Origin of the sequence: Holdemanella hominis (assembly GCF_014306155.1) — a bacterium.
Classification (GTDB): Bacteria; Bacillota_I; Bacilli_A; order Erysipelotrichales; family Erysipelotrichaceae; genus Holdemanella; species Holdemanella hominis.
In genome coordinates this window covers 1-15346 of the sequence record NZ_JACRWH010000013.1, presented here as the reverse complement: position 1 = coordinate 15346, position 15346 = coordinate 1, and the positions used below count along the sequence as shown (strand labels likewise).

16 protein-coding genes are annotated in these 15346 nt (G+C 36.7%); all 16 read left to right on the top strand.

All coding sequences use genetic code 11. The features are described 5' to 3' along the window. Positions 1 to 8 precede the first annotated feature (8 nt). The 16 genes from H8911_RS04895 (at position 9) to H8911_RS04820 (ending at position 15119) form a co-directional block, all read left to right on the top strand. On the top strand, positions 9 to 989 hold the full coding sequence (locus tag H8911_RS04895; protein WP_186998873.1) for a sugar ABC transporter substrate-binding protein: 981 nt from the start codon (positions 9 to 11) through the stop codon (positions 987 to 989). Further along, entirely contained in the window at positions 986 to 2296 is a 1311-nt protein-coding gene (locus H8911_RS04890) for a sensor histidine kinase (RefSeq protein WP_186998872.1), read from the top strand. The genes H8911_RS04895 and H8911_RS04890 overlap by 4 nt, the downstream gene beginning before the upstream one ends. Beyond that, positions 2289 to 2948, top strand: coding sequence for a response regulator transcription factor (locus tag H8911_RS04885; protein WP_117925589.1), 660 nt, complete (start codon positions 2289 to 2291; stop codon positions 2946 to 2948). The genes H8911_RS04890 and H8911_RS04885 overlap by 8 nt, the downstream gene beginning before the upstream one ends. After that, positions 2948 to 4252 (top strand): ABC transporter substrate-binding protein, encoded by a 1305-nt coding sequence (locus H8911_RS04880; protein WP_222620957.1) that lies wholly within the window; start codon positions 2948 to 2950, stop codon positions 4250 to 4252. The genes H8911_RS04885 and H8911_RS04880 overlap by 1 nt, the downstream gene beginning before the upstream one ends. 236 nt (positions 4253 to 4488) lie before the next feature. Further along, on the top strand, positions 4489 to 4917 hold the full coding sequence (locus tag H8911_RS04875) for a PTS sugar transporter subunit IIA (protein WP_186998871.1): 429 nt from the start codon (positions 4489 to 4491) through the stop codon (positions 4915 to 4917). A gap of 55 nt (positions 4918 to 4972) precedes the next feature. Further along, complete coding sequence (locus tag H8911_RS04870) at positions 4973 to 5464, top strand: PTS sugar transporter subunit IIB (protein ID WP_003866136.1); 492 nt, start codon at positions 4973 to 4975, stop codon at positions 5462 to 5464. 54 nt (positions 5465 to 5518) lie between these two features. After that, positions 5519 to 6358 (top strand): PTS sugar transporter subunit IIC, encoded by an 840-nt coding sequence (locus H8911_RS04865; protein WP_186998870.1) that lies wholly within the window; start codon positions 5519 to 5521, stop codon positions 6356 to 6358. A 2-nt stretch (positions 6359 to 6360) separates the two neighbouring features. Next, positions 6361 to 7191, top strand: coding sequence for a PTS system mannose/fructose/sorbose family transporter subunit IID (locus H8911_RS04860; RefSeq protein WP_186998869.1), 831 nt, complete (start codon positions 6361 to 6363; stop codon positions 7189 to 7191). Positions 7192 to 7288: 97 nt separating this feature from the next. Next, positions 7289 to 7606 carry a hypothetical protein gene (locus H8911_RS04855; RefSeq protein WP_186998868.1) on the top strand — a complete coding sequence of 106 codons (318 nt, stop codon included), beginning with the start codon at positions 7289 to 7291 and terminating at the stop codon, positions 7604 to 7606. Between the two features lie 259 nt (positions 7607 to 7865). Beyond that, positions 7866 to 8948: a glycosyltransferase family 4 protein gene (locus H8911_RS04850; RefSeq protein ID WP_255466289.1), complete on the top strand. Its 1083-nt coding sequence runs from the start codon at positions 7866 to 7868 to the stop codon at positions 8946 to 8948. Between the two features lie 8 nt (positions 8949 to 8956). After that, the gene (locus H8911_RS04845) at positions 8957 to 9997 is read left to right on the top strand and encodes a lysylphosphatidylglycerol synthase transmembrane domain-containing protein (protein WP_186998866.1); all 1041 of its coding nucleotides are present in this window, start codon (positions 8957 to 8959) and stop codon (positions 9995 to 9997) included. Positions 9998 to 10000: 3 nt separating this feature from the next. Further along, positions 10001 to 11968 carry a glycosyltransferase gene (locus tag H8911_RS04840; protein WP_186998865.1) on the top strand — a complete coding sequence of 656 codons (1968 nt, stop codon included), beginning with the start codon at positions 10001 to 10003 and terminating at the stop codon, positions 11966 to 11968. Further along, complete coding sequence (locus H8911_RS04835; protein ID WP_117925597.1) at positions 11965 to 12903, top strand: 3'-5' exoribonuclease YhaM family protein; 939 nt, start codon at positions 11965 to 11967, stop codon at positions 12901 to 12903. The genes H8911_RS04840 and H8911_RS04835 overlap by 4 nt, the downstream gene beginning before the upstream one ends. Beyond that, entirely contained in the window at positions 12900 to 14198 is a 1299-nt protein-coding gene (gene rimO, locus H8911_RS04830; RefSeq protein WP_186998864.1) for a 30S ribosomal protein S12 methylthiotransferase RimO, read from the top strand. Before H8911_RS04835 ends, rimO begins: the two co-directional genes overlap by 4 nt. Beyond that, positions 14183 to 14644 (top strand): DNA-deoxyinosine glycosylase, encoded by a 462-nt coding sequence (locus H8911_RS04825; RefSeq protein WP_117925599.1) that lies wholly within the window; start codon positions 14183 to 14185, stop codon positions 14642 to 14644. Before rimO ends, H8911_RS04825 begins: the two co-directional genes overlap by 16 nt. Beyond that, positions 14637 to 15119: a dUTP diphosphatase gene (locus tag H8911_RS04820; RefSeq protein ID WP_117572489.1), complete on the top strand. Its 483-nt coding sequence runs from the start codon at positions 14637 to 14639 to the stop codon at positions 15117 to 15119. The genes H8911_RS04825 and H8911_RS04820 overlap by 8 nt, the downstream gene beginning before the upstream one ends. Positions 15120 to 15346: the final 227 nt, after the last annotated feature.

Sequence of the window (15346 nt, the reverse complement as noted above, 5' to 3'; positions counted from 1 at the left end):
AGATTTGAATGGAGAAGCCAAAATCGTTTGTGTATATCATTTTCTGTTTAACGATTTGTCTAGCTTTTGCGGTAGGAAGTAACTACTTAATCAATACGATTACACAAGCGAATATGATATACAATTCGAATAAGCCACGTAAAATTGGTGCAACATATATGACCTACAACAATACGTTCTATTCGGTGGTCAATGAGGAAATTTCAAAAGTAGTCAAAGAACACGGGGATCAGCTGATTACTTTAGATCCAGCTATGAGTTTAAAGAAGCAGAAGGAACAAATCCAATACTTAATGGATCAACAAGTGGATGCCTTAGTGGTTACGCCAGTGGATTATGATGGATTAAAAGATTCTTTAAAGCTAGCCTATAAGAAACGTATTCCTGTGATTGTGGTGGATACGGAAGTTAAGCATAATAAATATGTGACCTATAGTATTGTCAGTGATAATTATGATGCGGGCGTACAATGCGCTAAAGATATGATGAGTAAGTTGGATCATGCCAATATTGTCTTGCTTCAACATTCGACAACTCAATCTGGTTATTTACGAATTAAGGGATTTGAGGATACGATTCAGTCCAACTCAAATTATAAAGTGGTTCAGAGAATGGAATGTGAGGGACAATTAGAGGAGGCCATGCCAAAAATGGAGTCTTTTATTGAGGAAGGAATCGAATTTGATGTAGTGATGTGTTTAAATGATCCAAGTGCAATGGGCGCTATGGCCGCACTTTCATCGAACAATATGTTGGAAGGCAAGTATGTGTATGGCATAGATGGAACGCCTGAGGCAAAAGAAATGGTGTCAGAAGGTAAAATGGCTGCTACTGTGGCACAATCGCCAAAGACGTTTGGAAAGAAGACGGGAGAAGTCATTTATAAGATGTTTTCGCAAGAAAAAATCAAGAATAAAAATGAAGTGAATCCTGTGCAAATCATCACAAAAAACAATGTTCATGATTATTCTACGGAGGGCTGGCAATGATACAAGATATAAAAAAATACAATGTATGGATTGTCTACGTCTGTATGTGGCTCTTTAGTTTTTTTACCATTTGGTACATCGCTATTGTGATGTATTATACGTTGGTGCATGTGACACAAAGTGGCTATGCCTCAGATTTTATTAAGAATATTTCCACACTTTCTAATGTTCCCATTCGATCCTTCTATATAGCGGTATTTGGTTTTATTGGATTGTTTTGTTTCGTGAGCATACGTAAAAAAATTCGATTCTTTAGTCGTCATCAAATCATTCCAATTTTAATTGAACTTGGATTGAACCTATTGATCATGAAGAATATATCGTTTAGTGCAACGTGTATTTTATTTTTGATTATTGCGGACAGCTTACTCTATGTGGATAAACCAGTTGATCGTTCAATTTGCATCATACTCGTCTTTTTAGCTTATATGCTATCCAACTATGGATATTTATCCAACTATATTCCTATGATTTCATTCCAGGAATATTTGTCGGTGTATAATTCAAAGACACAAGGCTTGTTACTGGGGATTGAAGTGACTTTAAGCAATTTAAATATTGTGCTGTTTATAGCTTATATATTCTTGTATTTACAGAAACAAATGGATGAAACGCAGAAATTTGCGGCTTTGAATGTCGAATTAAAACGTTTAAATAATCAATTAAAAGGCTATGCGAATTTGCGAGAAAAAATGGGTGAAACCAAAGAAAGAAACCGTCTTGCTCGTGAAATTCATGATACATTAGGGCATACTTTAACGGGATTAAGTGTTGGTCTTGAAGCGTGTCGAGTGATGATTGATAAGGATGTCAATGTCACAAAAGCACAATTGGGTATTTTGGAAGAGAGCGCAAAACGTGGTTTAACCGATGTCAGACGTTCGGTGGATAAGTTGAAGCCAGATGCATTAGAGCGGTATTCTTTAAAAGAAGCATTGGATATGATGATCGTGGATTATCAGAAATTGACCGATGTGACCATTCTTTATTTGTGCCATTTGCCTTTGGTGAATTTGAATGCGGACGAAGAAGAAGTTGTGTATCGTGTTGTTCAAGAAGGAATGACCAATTCAGTCAGACATGGGCATGCGACAAAAATTTATGTTTCGATTGCACAGGCAGATAATAATTTGATTATAATTATAGAAGATAATGGTCAGGGTTGTAAGGATGTCAAACCAGGATTTGGCATTCATCATTTGACAGAACGTATTGACTTACTTCAGGGAAGAATACGTTATTATGGGGTAAAAGGTTTTGAATTAATTGTAGAAATACCAATGAGAAGAGGAGAGAATAATGGTTAAAATCATGATTGCGGATGATCAGCAGCTCATTCGAGAAAGCTTAAAGATCATCTTAAATTCAGATCCGAGTTTTGAAGTAGTAAAAGTAGTGGGTAGTGGACAAGAAGTATTGGATGTATTGGAAACAGAAAGTATAGACATTATCTTGATGGATGTGCGTATGCCAAGTATGAGTGGCGTAGAGTGTACTCGTTTGGTAAAAAAGAAGTATCCAAATATAAAGGTCATAATATTAACGACTTTTGATGATGATGAGTATATTTATGATGCATTAAAATATGGAGCGAGTGGATATCTTTTGAAGGGATGTTCTTTAGAAGAGTTGAGTTCGGCTATTCATAATGTTCTAGCTGGGGGAGCCTGTTTCAACCCGAATGTGGCGGGCAAAGTGACACAATTCTTTTCTCAGATGGCAAATTCGAATGAGGAATTTAATTTTGAACATGGAGAAGATGAACATATCGATTTGAGTGATACAGAATGTAAGATCATTGCCCAAATTGGTCATGGTTATTCAAATAAGGAAATTGCGCAAAAATTAGGCTTTAGTGAAGGGACCATTCGTAACTATTTAAGTGTGATTTTGGATAAATTAGATTTAAGAGATCGTACACAATTGGCTATTTGGTATTTATCTAGGGGAAATAAATAATGGTGAAAAAAAGATTAAGAACTTTTTTGATAGCCATGTTAGTGTGTTGTTTGGTAGGGATATTTTATTATACGCAAAAACCCGTTGTTTTAACGATTGGCGTATTTGCGGGTAGTAACTGGAATGTGCCAAGTCCAGATAGTGGTAAGATCATTGATAGTGCGATCAAACGGTTTGAAAAAACACATCCGAATGTTCAAGTAAAATATGTCAGTGGTATCTTGAAAGATGACTATTCGGCTTGGCTTTCAAAGGAGGCTCTGGATGGAAAACTTCCCGATGTTTTTATGGTGTTGAGTGATGATCTTTCGACGTATGCCAAAGTAGGCATGTTAGAATCACTAGATGCATACATGCAGACGGATCCTGATTTTAATCAATCGCGATATTTTTCAACGACACTCAATGCAGGTAATATTTATGATCAGCAGTATGCACTCCCTTATGAGAGTTCACCCACATTGATGTTTGTGAATAAAACATTATTAGAAGAGAATGGAATTGAAATACCCAATGTTAATTGGACGTGGGATGATTTCTATGCAATTTGCGAAAAGTTGACTGTGGATACGGATGACGATGGAGAAATTGATCAGTTTGGGGAATATGGATACACTTGGGAGAATGCTCTAAGTTCGAATGGACAGGCGTTGCTTGATGAGAAAAGCATGAAGAGTACTTTGCAGAATGAGGATGTGTATTCGGCCATTGAATTTGTGCGAAAGTTAAATCTTTTAAATCGAGGTCAGAATGTTACAAGTGAAATGTTTGATAAGGGTAAGGTTGCCTTTTGCCCAATGATGTTTAGTGAGTATAGAACATATAAGCCATATCCTTGGAGTGTTAAGAAATATTCAAATTTTGAATGGGAATGTCTTCCGATGCCGGCAGGTCCTAGTGGCTATAATGCTTCACAAATGGATAGCTTGTTATGTGGTATTAGTAAGATGTCTTCTAAGAAAAAGATGGCTTGGGAATTTTTAAAGTTACTTTGTTACGACGAAACAACGCAGGAAAGTTTATTTAAATATTCGCAGGGTGTATCGGTTTTAAAGAATGTCTCGACATCCAAAAATGTGACTAAGTATATTCAAGAAGATGCTCCATTGGATTCAAATTATAATTTGGAATTTTTTGATGATATGATGGAACAAGCAATCACGATAAAAAAACTGGATGGCTATGATCAATTGTATTCGATGGCAGATAGTGAAATTCGAAGAGTCATTGATACAAATGAGGATATTGAGCCGGCAATGCAAAATTTAAATGATGAATTGAATATATTGTTGGAGAAACAGTAGGAAGTTAAATTTCTGCTGTTTTTTTGTTTGATTCTCGAAAAATGACATTTGTCATCTAAAAGTGGTGACATATGGAAATTGAAAAGGTTTTCATATGGGTTATAATGAATGTGTATTCTATGTGATGCTCATGTTCAAAAGTCGCATAAATATGTGAAATTATGTGTAATAACACTTGAAAACGCTAACATGTTTATTATAAAATATGAGTAAGTAAGAAACGCGGAGGAAAAATAATGAAATATGTAGTTATGGTAAGTCATGGTGAATTTGCACCAGGATTACACAGTGCCGTTAAAATGATGACGGGAGATCGTGAAGATGTATTGTCTACAAGCTTAAAGGACGGAATGAGCGCAGACGAATTCGCATCTAACTTTGCTGAATTGATCAAAGATTTCAAAGCAGATGACCAAGTCATTTTATTAGCTGATATTTTGAGTGGATCTCCATTCACGAACGCATTGAATGTATTGGATCAAAAAGGATTGCTACAAAATACTTTAGTAATTGCTGGTATGAATATGCCTCTTGCAATCACTGCTGTATTAATGAAAGACAACTTTGATAATGTACAAGATTTAAAAGACACATTATTAAACGAAGGTCGTACAGGATTAACTGATTTTACAGTTGCTTCTGATGATGATGACGAAGATCTATAGGATTTGGCTATAACGCATATAGCGAAGGCATAAACAGAATAAAGGAGGACATATAATGATTAGTTTTATTCGTGTTGATGATCGTATTATCCACGGTCAGATTGTTACAAGATGGTCTAAAGAATACCCTTGTGATGGGATTATCGCAGTTAACGACAAAGCTGCAACTACACCTGTATTGACACAGTCATTCAAGGCTAGTACAGACAAGAAAGTATTTGTTTGGACAAAGGAACACTGGAGAGAAAAAGCAGAAACAGTTAAGAATTCTAATAAAAAATATTTCTTAATTACTAAAAATCCAGTGGATATGAAAGAATTGTTGGTAGACGATGGATTCGTACCTAACGATGTTAAAACCGTAGTTATCGGACCATGTAATGATCGTCCAGGAGCTACAAAATTAGGTCAAAACCAGTCAATTACTCAAGAAGAAGCTGAAGCATGTGAAGCTTTGACAAACGCTGGTTACACAGTATTGTTTGCGTTATTAAAAGAAACTGCAATTGGTACTTGGGACAAATTTAGATCTAAATTTGGTTACTAATAGTGGGATTAGTAAACAGATTGAGATAAATAAAAGAAAAAGGAGAGATTTATAATGAGTTGGTTACAAGCAATTTTAATCGGACTTATGAGTTGTACAGCAGCTAGTACTATCGCTTGCTTAGGTACAACAGTAGGTAACTACACTTTGAACCGTCCTTTGGTTGCATCATTATTCGTAGGTTTGATCCTAGGTGATGTATCTGGATGTATTCAAATTGGTATTCCAATGCAGGTAATGTGGATCGCATTGGTTACACCTGGTGGAACAGTCGCATCAGACTTACGTGCCGTAAGTTACATTGGTATTCCATTGGCTTATGTTGGAGCAAAAGCTGCTGGTATGGATTTTGGAGGAACTGATGCTCGTGGTTTAGCATCTAGTATCTCAGCCATGACTGGTGTAATCGGTATTACTTTATTCTACGGAACAGCTATGATGAACCTTATTTGGCAACACTGGGGCTGGGCTCAATTGGATAAAGGAAACTTAGATTGTTTAGGAAAAGTTGATGTTGTTCTCCCACTAATTTCACACTTTGTATTATCATTCTTGCCAGTTACTTTACTTTGCTACTATGGATCTGGAGCCGTAGCTGAATTGTTCCAGAGCTTAAATACTGAAGTATGGTATGTAAAAGCCATCTTATCAGTAGGATCAGTACTTCCTGCAGTAGGTATTGGTATCTTGTTAAAATCAGTAGTATCTAAGACTTCTGACTTGATTTACTTCATGTTCGGATTCGCTTTAGCTGCTTCTATGGGATTAACATTAATTGCTGCTACAGTTGTTGGTGGTGTATTCGCATTGATTAACTACCAAATGACAATGATGAAAGCTACAGGTGCTGTTGGTGGTGTATCTACAGACTATGATGACGAGGAGGACATTTAATTATGAAAAAGATTTCTAAGAAAACATTAAATAGTTCTTTCTGGCGTTGGTGGTATGGAAACTTAACATGTTTCTCACACGAACACATGCAGACATTTGGTTACATGTGGTCAATGCTTCCAATTATTAAGGAATTATATCCTACTCGCGAAGAACAATCAGAAAAAATGACTACTTATTACCCATTCTTCAATACTGAACCTCAGATTGGATCAATCGTAGTTGGTATCACAGCTGGTTTGGAAGAAGCTCGTGCAAATGGAGCTGAAGGAATCGATGATGAAATGATTAACGGTATCCGTGCAGGTCTAATGGGACCTTTGGCTGGTATTGGTGACTCATTGATCGTTGGTACTTACATTCCTATCTTATTAGGTATTGCATTAGGTTTCGCAGAAGGTGGATCACCTTTAGGACCTTTATTCTATATCATCGTATGGAACGCAACTTCAATTTGGTTCCAAAAATTCGTATACTTCAAAGGTTATGAATTAGGTGGTAGTGCTGTTGAATTGTTAGTAGGACAAAAAGCAACTGCGTTCCGTGAATCCGTATTGGTTATGGGACAAGTTATCGTTGGTGCGATGGCAGCTTCTTGGGTATCAATTTCAACTAACTTAGTAATTGCACAAGCTTATGATGCAGAAACTGGTAAATTAACAGACGTAACATTAGGATCTAAATTAGATGGAGCTTTCCCTAAGATCTTAACAATGTTATTCGTATTGTTTGCTTGGTGGTTGATGGCTAAGAAAAACATTACTCCAATTAAAGTATTGTTATTGTTCGTAGTTATCGGATTCGTAGGATCTGTTGTAGGATTCTTAGGATAATCACTTAAGACAATTAAAGGCGGGCTTAACTTGTTAGGCCTGTCTTTTTTTCCTATAATATAATAAGTATATGTATATTTGAAAAGGAGCGTTAATTATGAGTTTGAGCCGCAAAGAAAGAGATCAGCTTGCAGAAATCATCCAAAGAGAAAATGAAATGGTATTAAAAGTGGGAAGAATGGTCAGAAATGCTTTTATTCTTACACTTGCTTTTGCTGCCGTAACATACTGGGGATGGTCAGGAATGACCGATCCAATGTTTCCTAATATTCCTATGAGCGTACGCAATGTAGCTAAATGGATTGCTTTGATTGGTTTGATTTTATCGAGTTTATTTACTGTTTTAGGATTTATATCTCATAGAAATGGAAAGAAAAGTGTATTAAAGAAGATTGATTTGTACGAAGAAAAGTAAAGGTTTGTATATTTTAGTTTAATACAATTCAATTTTAACTAAAAACAACAATAAATGTGTCAATTATACACATAATTTCACACAATATAACTATACCTATCACTTTATTCTTTAGTAATATATTGTTGAGCCAAAGATAGTGGCTCACTTCATAATCAAATTCCCTTTCTTAAAACTTTCTTGAGGAGCCCCGCTAAAGGGGCTTTTCATTTGCCTTTTTGAAAGTTGGACATACAAATAGTAGTTGCGATATAATAATATGGATGAAAGAAGTGTAGTTTTTATGGAAGATAAAATACGAATTATAATGTATTCAAGTGCAGATAAAGTGGATGGCCAAGGTGTGGGCAGTGCCTACGAAGAACAGGTCAATCTAATTAAAGAAGGGGCTAACGATATCTTTGAAGTGGGTATCAACAACTGGATCAAAACACCAGATATTCAACATTTCCATACAGTAGATCCTACTTTCTATGTGAAGATGCAAAATCATAGAGCTGCTAACATTGCCTATTGTCATTTTTTACCGGATACTTTAGAAGGTAGCTTAAAAATTCCGGCACCTTTATTGAATGTATTTCGTTCTTATTTGATTCAATTCTATAAGAGTGCGGATCGCTTGGTCGTTGTAAATCCTAGTTTTATTGATGCGTTAGTCGCATATGGGATTGATCGAGAAAGAATTTACTATATTCCTAACTATGTATCTAAGGAAAAATTTTATCGTAAATCCGATGATGAGTGTGCTTCCATTCGCAAAAAGTATGGTATAGACAAGGATGCTTTTGTGGTATTGGGTGCAGGACAGGTACAAACACGTAAGGGTGTACTTGATTTTGTGAATGTTGCCAAACAAATGCCGGACGTCCAATTCGTATGGGCTGGAGGCTTTTCTTTTGGACGTATTACCGATGGATATGAAGAATTGAAGAAGTTGCAGGAAAATCCACCTGAAAACTGTAAATTCTTAGGGATTGTTCCTAGAGAAGAAATGGTGGATTTATATAATATAGCGAATGTGCTTTTTGTGCCAAGCTATAATGAATTATTTCCAATGACGATTTTAGAAGCGGTGAACTTACATGTTCCATTGATGCTTCGTGATTTGGATTTATATAAAGATATCTTATTTGATCGTTATATGCATGCCGATAATAATGAGGGTTTTAAAAATTGTCTGTTAAAATTGAAAAATGATTCAGATGTATATGTGAAGTATCAAAATGAGAGTCGTTTATTGAGTGAATTCTATTCGAAAGAACATGTATTGAATATGTGGAGAGAATTCTATTTGAGTGCTTATAAGGATAAACAAGAGGAATTATTAAATAAGAAAAAATAGGGGTTTTTATGAAAAAACAGAAGTACGTACTAAATCTGTTGCTTATTCTTGCTTTAACGGGATTTGCCCTGTGGTTTGCGCTAAAGGATAATTTTCATCAGGTTTTAAAGTGCATTTCACAAATGAATCTGTTAAGCCTTGTCATAGTCTTATTGTGGGGTGTTCTTTTTACGGCGGTCTGGGGATTTGTATACTACGTATTAGGTAGAAAGTATACGGATCATTATACGGCGGGTGAAGGGATTCTAGTGGCCTTTATTGGTTCTTTCTTTTCGGGGATTACTCCGAGTAGTACGGGTGGACAGTTTGTTCAGGCCTACATTATGAAAAAGCAAGGAATCAAAGTGAGCGATGGGGCTAGCTTGTTGTGGGCTGATTTCATTATTTATCAGACAACAATGATGATTTATGTTTCGATTCTGTTTCTCTTGCGTTTTGCGTATTACAGTGCTCAATCCGCATGGTTCAATATTATATTGTTGGGCTATATCATCAATGCAGTGGTTGTTGTAGCGTTATATACGATTGCGTTATTTCCTAGTATTTATATCAAGCTTTCGCGTATTTTAGTTAAGGTATTAACGAAACTGCATATTTTAAAGAATCCAGAAAAGACATTGGATTCTTGGACTCTACAAGTCACGAGTTTTACTCGTGAAATCAAGGTGCTAGCCAAAGATAAGAAGAGTATCTTACTTTGTGTATGTGTTAATGTGGTGCGTTTATCACTTTATTATTCTTTACCTTTTGTGATTGCGCTAGCCCTACATATTCCGTTGAAGATGAATGTATTGATTGATGTCATGGCCCTATCTAGTTTTGTGACGATGGCCAATAATTTTATTCCAATTCCCGGAGCAAGCGGTGGTACGGAAGTTGTCTTTTCATTGTTGTTTAGTGGCATGATGAAAAATTTAACGGGTGCGGTTTTAGTATTGTGGCGTTTTTCTACGTATCACATAGTGCTGATTATAGGTGGAGTTTTATTTGTGTTTGTGAAGAATCATTATGAGAGAAAAGAGAGTAAGATCAATTTAGAAGGGATGTAGTATATGCGAATCGGACTATTTACAGATGCATATTTACCGGATATTAATGGGGTTGTTTCAAGTGTGGCAACCCTTAAACACGCTTTAGAAGAGCTGGGGCATACGGTATTTATTATTACGAATCATAAGGGGACAAAGATTGTAGAAGATGAGAATGGTCATATTCTTCGTTTGCCGGGTCTTGAAATCAAGAAGTTTTATGGCTATAAGATGTCGAGTCCACTACAGTTTAGTGCGGATGCCTACATTGAAAGAATGGACTTGGATGTCATTCATATTCAGACGGAAGCGGGTGTAGGTATGTTTGGTCGTCAGATGGCGAAGGCTTTGCACATTCCTATTGTATACACGTATCATACAATGTATGAGGATTATACGCATTATTTTAATCCGCTTGATTTTGATTCGGTTGAAAAATTAGGGAAGAGTGTGATTCGTACGTTTTCTCGTGTCATGTCCAATGGTTCGCAAGCAGTGATTGCACCGAGTGAAAAGACGAAGCAGGCTTTATTGCAGTATGGTGTAATGGCACCTATTTATATCGTTCCGACAGGTTTGGATTTGTCGGAGTATGATCGCAAAAATTTAGATGAAAATAGAGTTCAAAGTATTCGTGAAGAGTTAGGTTTTACAAGTGAAGATCATATTGTGGTCTTTGTAGGGCGTATTGCCAAAGAGAAGGCAATCGAAATTCCGATTGAGGCGATTAGTAAGAATGCAGATCCACATCTACATTTAGTCATTGTGGGTGGTGGTACGGATATGGAGTATTATCAGGATTTGGCTAAGAAGTATAATGTTTCGGATCGTGTGCATTTTACGGGTAAGATTCCTAAGGAAAATATTGCCTATTATTATGCGGCTTTTGATTGTTTTGTATCCGCTAGTTTATCGGAAACACAAGGGATGACATATATTGAGGCTTTAGCGAGTGGCCTATTAGTGTTTGGTCGTCGTGATGAGGTGTTGAAGGATTTGGTGGATGAAGGCAGGTCTGGATATTATTTTGATGATGCCAATGAGCTAAGTCAAAAGTGGGATGTTTTCTTTAGTAAATCCAAAGTGGAAAGAGATGCATTAAGAGCGTATTGTATTTCTAAAACAGCGCCATATACAGAGAGTATGTTTGCGCATAAGGCTTTGAGTGTTTATAATCAGGCGATTGATGATTATAAGCGTGCCTATCATGTGGAACGAATTCGTATGGTGGATGATTTTGTTCGTTTAACTGTGATGCGTGATTGCGATAATGAACCAGTCAAAGTAATGATTCCAACGGATGATTTCTTTGATTTAAAGATCACAAAGGATACAATGTTAGATGCATATTTGATTGACAATTATTTGGATATGCAGTTATTCTATAAGGCGTTTGAGTTAATGAAGAAGCGTGTTTTCTCAAATGATTATACGTCGTATCAAATGGTGCAATATGGAAAGAAATATTTGGGTCTAGATGAAGATCAGGCTTTGGATATTATTCATGAATTTATGGAACGTCATTGGATTGACGATAAGGAGTATGCCTTTGATAAGGCGCAGGCTTGGCATTCGTATGGTCAGCCTAAAATGCAGATTTGTCAAAAGCTAAAAAGAGCGGGCATCGTGGATGATGTCATCGAGGATGCTTTGGCAAGTTTGGATGTGGAAACAGAGCGTAGTAATGCGATCAAATTGGCTCGTCGTTTAGCGCATTCGCTAAAAGAGCAGTCGAGTCGCATGCAAAGGCAGACGCTAGTGAATAAGTTAGTGACGAAGGGATATTCGTTTGAATTGGCGAAACAAGTGTCGGAGTCGATTGAACTGGATGAAAATGATGATGAGGCATTACAAAGAACGATTGCGAAAGCGAAACGTTTATATGCGACGTTTGATCAGCCTAAGCGTAATCAGAAGATTCAGACGTATTGTGTTCGTAAAGGATTTAATATATCAGCTATAAAAGAGGTTTTGGAAGGGGAAAGTGAATGAGAATTAATGAGATTACTCAGGAACAAAAAGTAAATATTAAGTGTTTGATTTCAAAGTGTGACAAAGGAAAAACCGTGAAAGATACTCCTTATTTGTCTTTGATTTTAGAGGATGCAACGGGTGTATTGGATGCGAAATTTTGGAATTTAACGAATGCGCAGATTGAGCAGTATAAGGCGGGTCAGATTGTTGAGATATTTGGGGATTCGATCATTCATAGAAATGCCGTTCAGTTAAGAGTGAGAAAAATGGTGGTCTTAGAAGGCGAAGATATTTCGGATTATGTAAGATTAGCGCCTATGTCTCGTACTGAAATGGAAGAAGAAGTAAAGACTTTGATGAATGAGATCACGGACTCAAATCTATATTGTGTGGTTGAAGAAGTATTAGAAGAAACGAAGGATTTATTCTATACATATCCGGCGGCCACAAGAAATCATCATAATTTTGTGGGAGGACTTGCCTATCATTCAATTAGTATGGCGCGTGTAGGACTAGATATTTGTCGCCAATATCCATTCTTGGATAAGGGGTTATTGGTTGCGGGTATTTTGATGCATGATGTTGGAAAGATTGATGAGCTGAGTGGTCCAGTTCTTCCTGAATATACAAATGAGGGGAATTTGTTGGGGCACATTAGTATTATGAATAATCGTTTGGATCGTGTGGCTGAAAAGCTGGGTGTAAACGATAAAGAGTGTGTTTTATTGTTGAAGCATATGGTTTTGGCGCATCATGGAAAGATGGAGTTTGGATCTCCTGTCCTTCCTATGATTCCAGAAGCGGAAGTGTTAACTTTATTAGATAATCTAGATGCGCGTATGTATATGATGAAACAGAGTTTAGATACAACGCAGCCAGGTCACTTTGGTCCTCGTGTCTTTGCGTTAGAAGGTCGTATGATTTATCATCGAAAAGGAGAGAATCAAGAATGAAGATAGGTTTTGTATCATTGGGATGTTGTAAAAACTTAGTGGATTCTGAACAGATCATGGGTATGATCAAGAGGGGTGGTCATGAAATTGTGGCCAATCCTAAGGATGCACAGGCTATTATTGTGAATACTTGTGGCTTTATTGAGAGTGCCAAAGAGGAGAGTATCAATGCGATTTTCAAGATGGCTCAATATAAAGAGAGAAACTTAGAGAAGTTGATTGTGTGTGGTTGTTTGGCTCAAAGATATACAGAGACTTTAAGGGAAGAGATTCCTGAAATTGATGCGGTTATCCCAATTCGTGAGTATGATACTTTGGCTAGTCAGCTACAGAAGTTATTAGGTTCAGATACATTATTGGATAAGGCAGAACGTGTGATTACGGGAAATCCTTGGCAGGCGTATGTAAAGATTAGTGATGGTTGTTCAAATCGTTGTGCGTATTGTGCAATTCCTTTGATTCGTGGAGATCAAAAGTCTCGTACAATTGAGGATATTATGGAAGAGGTCAACTATTTGGCAAGTGTGGGTGTGAAAGAATTAACTTTGATTGCCCAAGATACAACGAAGTATGGTTTGGATAATTATGGCGAATTGATGCTTCCTGAATTACTACGTCAAGTATCTAAAGTAGAGGGGCTTCATTGGATTCGTGTTCTGTATATGTATCCAGATGAAATTGTGGATGATGTATTGCTGGCTATGAGTGAGAGTGAAAAAATTGTTCCTTATTTTGATATTCCTATGCAGCATGCGAACAATCGTTTGTTGAAATTAATGAATCGTAGAGGACCAAAAGAGGATGTATTAAAGGTTGTGGATAAGATTCATACAATGTTTCCAAATGCGACTTTGCGTACAACTATGATTGTTGGTTTCCCTACAGAAACGGAAGAAGAGTTTGAAGAACTTGTGGATTTCGTTAAGGAAATTAAGTGGGATCGTATGGGTGCTTTCGCATATTCGAAGGAAGAAGATACACCTGCTTATGATATGGATGGTCAGATTGATGAAGAGATTCAAAATGAGCGTTTGGCTAGATTGATGGCGGTGCAGGAAGAGATTTCAAAAGAAAAGAATCAGGAAAAGATTGGTAGGGTCATTGAAGTTCTTGTTGAGGAAAAAGAAGGTTTGGTGGATCGTTATCGTGGAAGAAGTGCTGCGGATGCACCGGATGAAGTGGATGGTCAGGTCATCTTTACAAGTGATGAACCATTGGAGTTGGGTTCTTTCGTGAAGGTGAAGATTACAGGTGCCAAATCTTATGATGTTTACGGTACATGTGTAAGCGAATAGTTGGATTGGATCCCATTGTATTTGAGGATTCGAGAATATTGATTGTGGGTTCTATGCCAAGTGCAATTAGTTTGAAGGAACAGATGTATTATGCGAATAAAAATAATCGGTTTTGGAAGATATTAAAAGAAATCTTTCAAACAGAAGACAAGATTGAATTATTAAAAGCATCGCATATTGCACTTTGGGATATTTGTCATTCGTGTATAAGAAAGACGAGTGCGGATAGTGAAATCAAAGATATTGAGCCAAATGATATACAGGGATTGTTGGATAGATATAAGAATATTGAGAAGGTAATTTGTAATGGAAGGACAAGTCATAATACAATGCAGAAGTATTTTCCGAATATTGAAACGGTATATTGTCCTTCGACTTCAAGTGCCAATGCACAGTTTTCGTTAGAACAATTGATTGAAATATATAAGAAGGAGTTTTATGAATAAACTATATTGGGCAAAAGTAAAGGCGGATGCGAAGGTTCCGCAAAAGCGTTATGAAGATGCAGGGTATGATTTATATCCTTGTTTTGAAGAAGATTATATGGTGATTGAGCCTCATGAAACGAAGTTAGTTCCATTGGGTGTAGCAAGTGCATTTGATCCAGAGTTTGTGATGATTTTAAAAGAACGTGGTTCAACTGGAACAAAGGGGATTGCACAAAGAAGTGGCGTGATTGATTCGGGTTATCGTGGAGAATATATGGCTCCAGTTACAAATTTGAATACAAAGCGTGTGGTTATTAAAAAGCAAGATGTAGAGTATAAGGAAGATGCAATTATTTATCCTTATGAAAAAGCGATTTGTCAGGGTGTATTATTGCGTATGCCTCAATTAGAAAGTGAAGAAATTTCTTTTGAGGAACTTCAGTCTATGGAATCTGAGAGAATGGCTGGAAAACTAGGAAGTTCAGGAAAATAGTGAAATGGATCTATTGTCATAAGGACAATAGATCTTTTTTTATATATTAAGATTTTGGTTTCGGAACAGGGAAATGCGGTATGTGAAAAACTGTCGAATTGTCACAAATTGTTGATTATGAGGAACGACAAAAAGGACTATCGTAATAGCCAACATTTTGCATTTGCCTTTTAGTTGCTGAATTATTTTTTTACAATCATCTTATGATCACATTCAGGGCAGTGCAT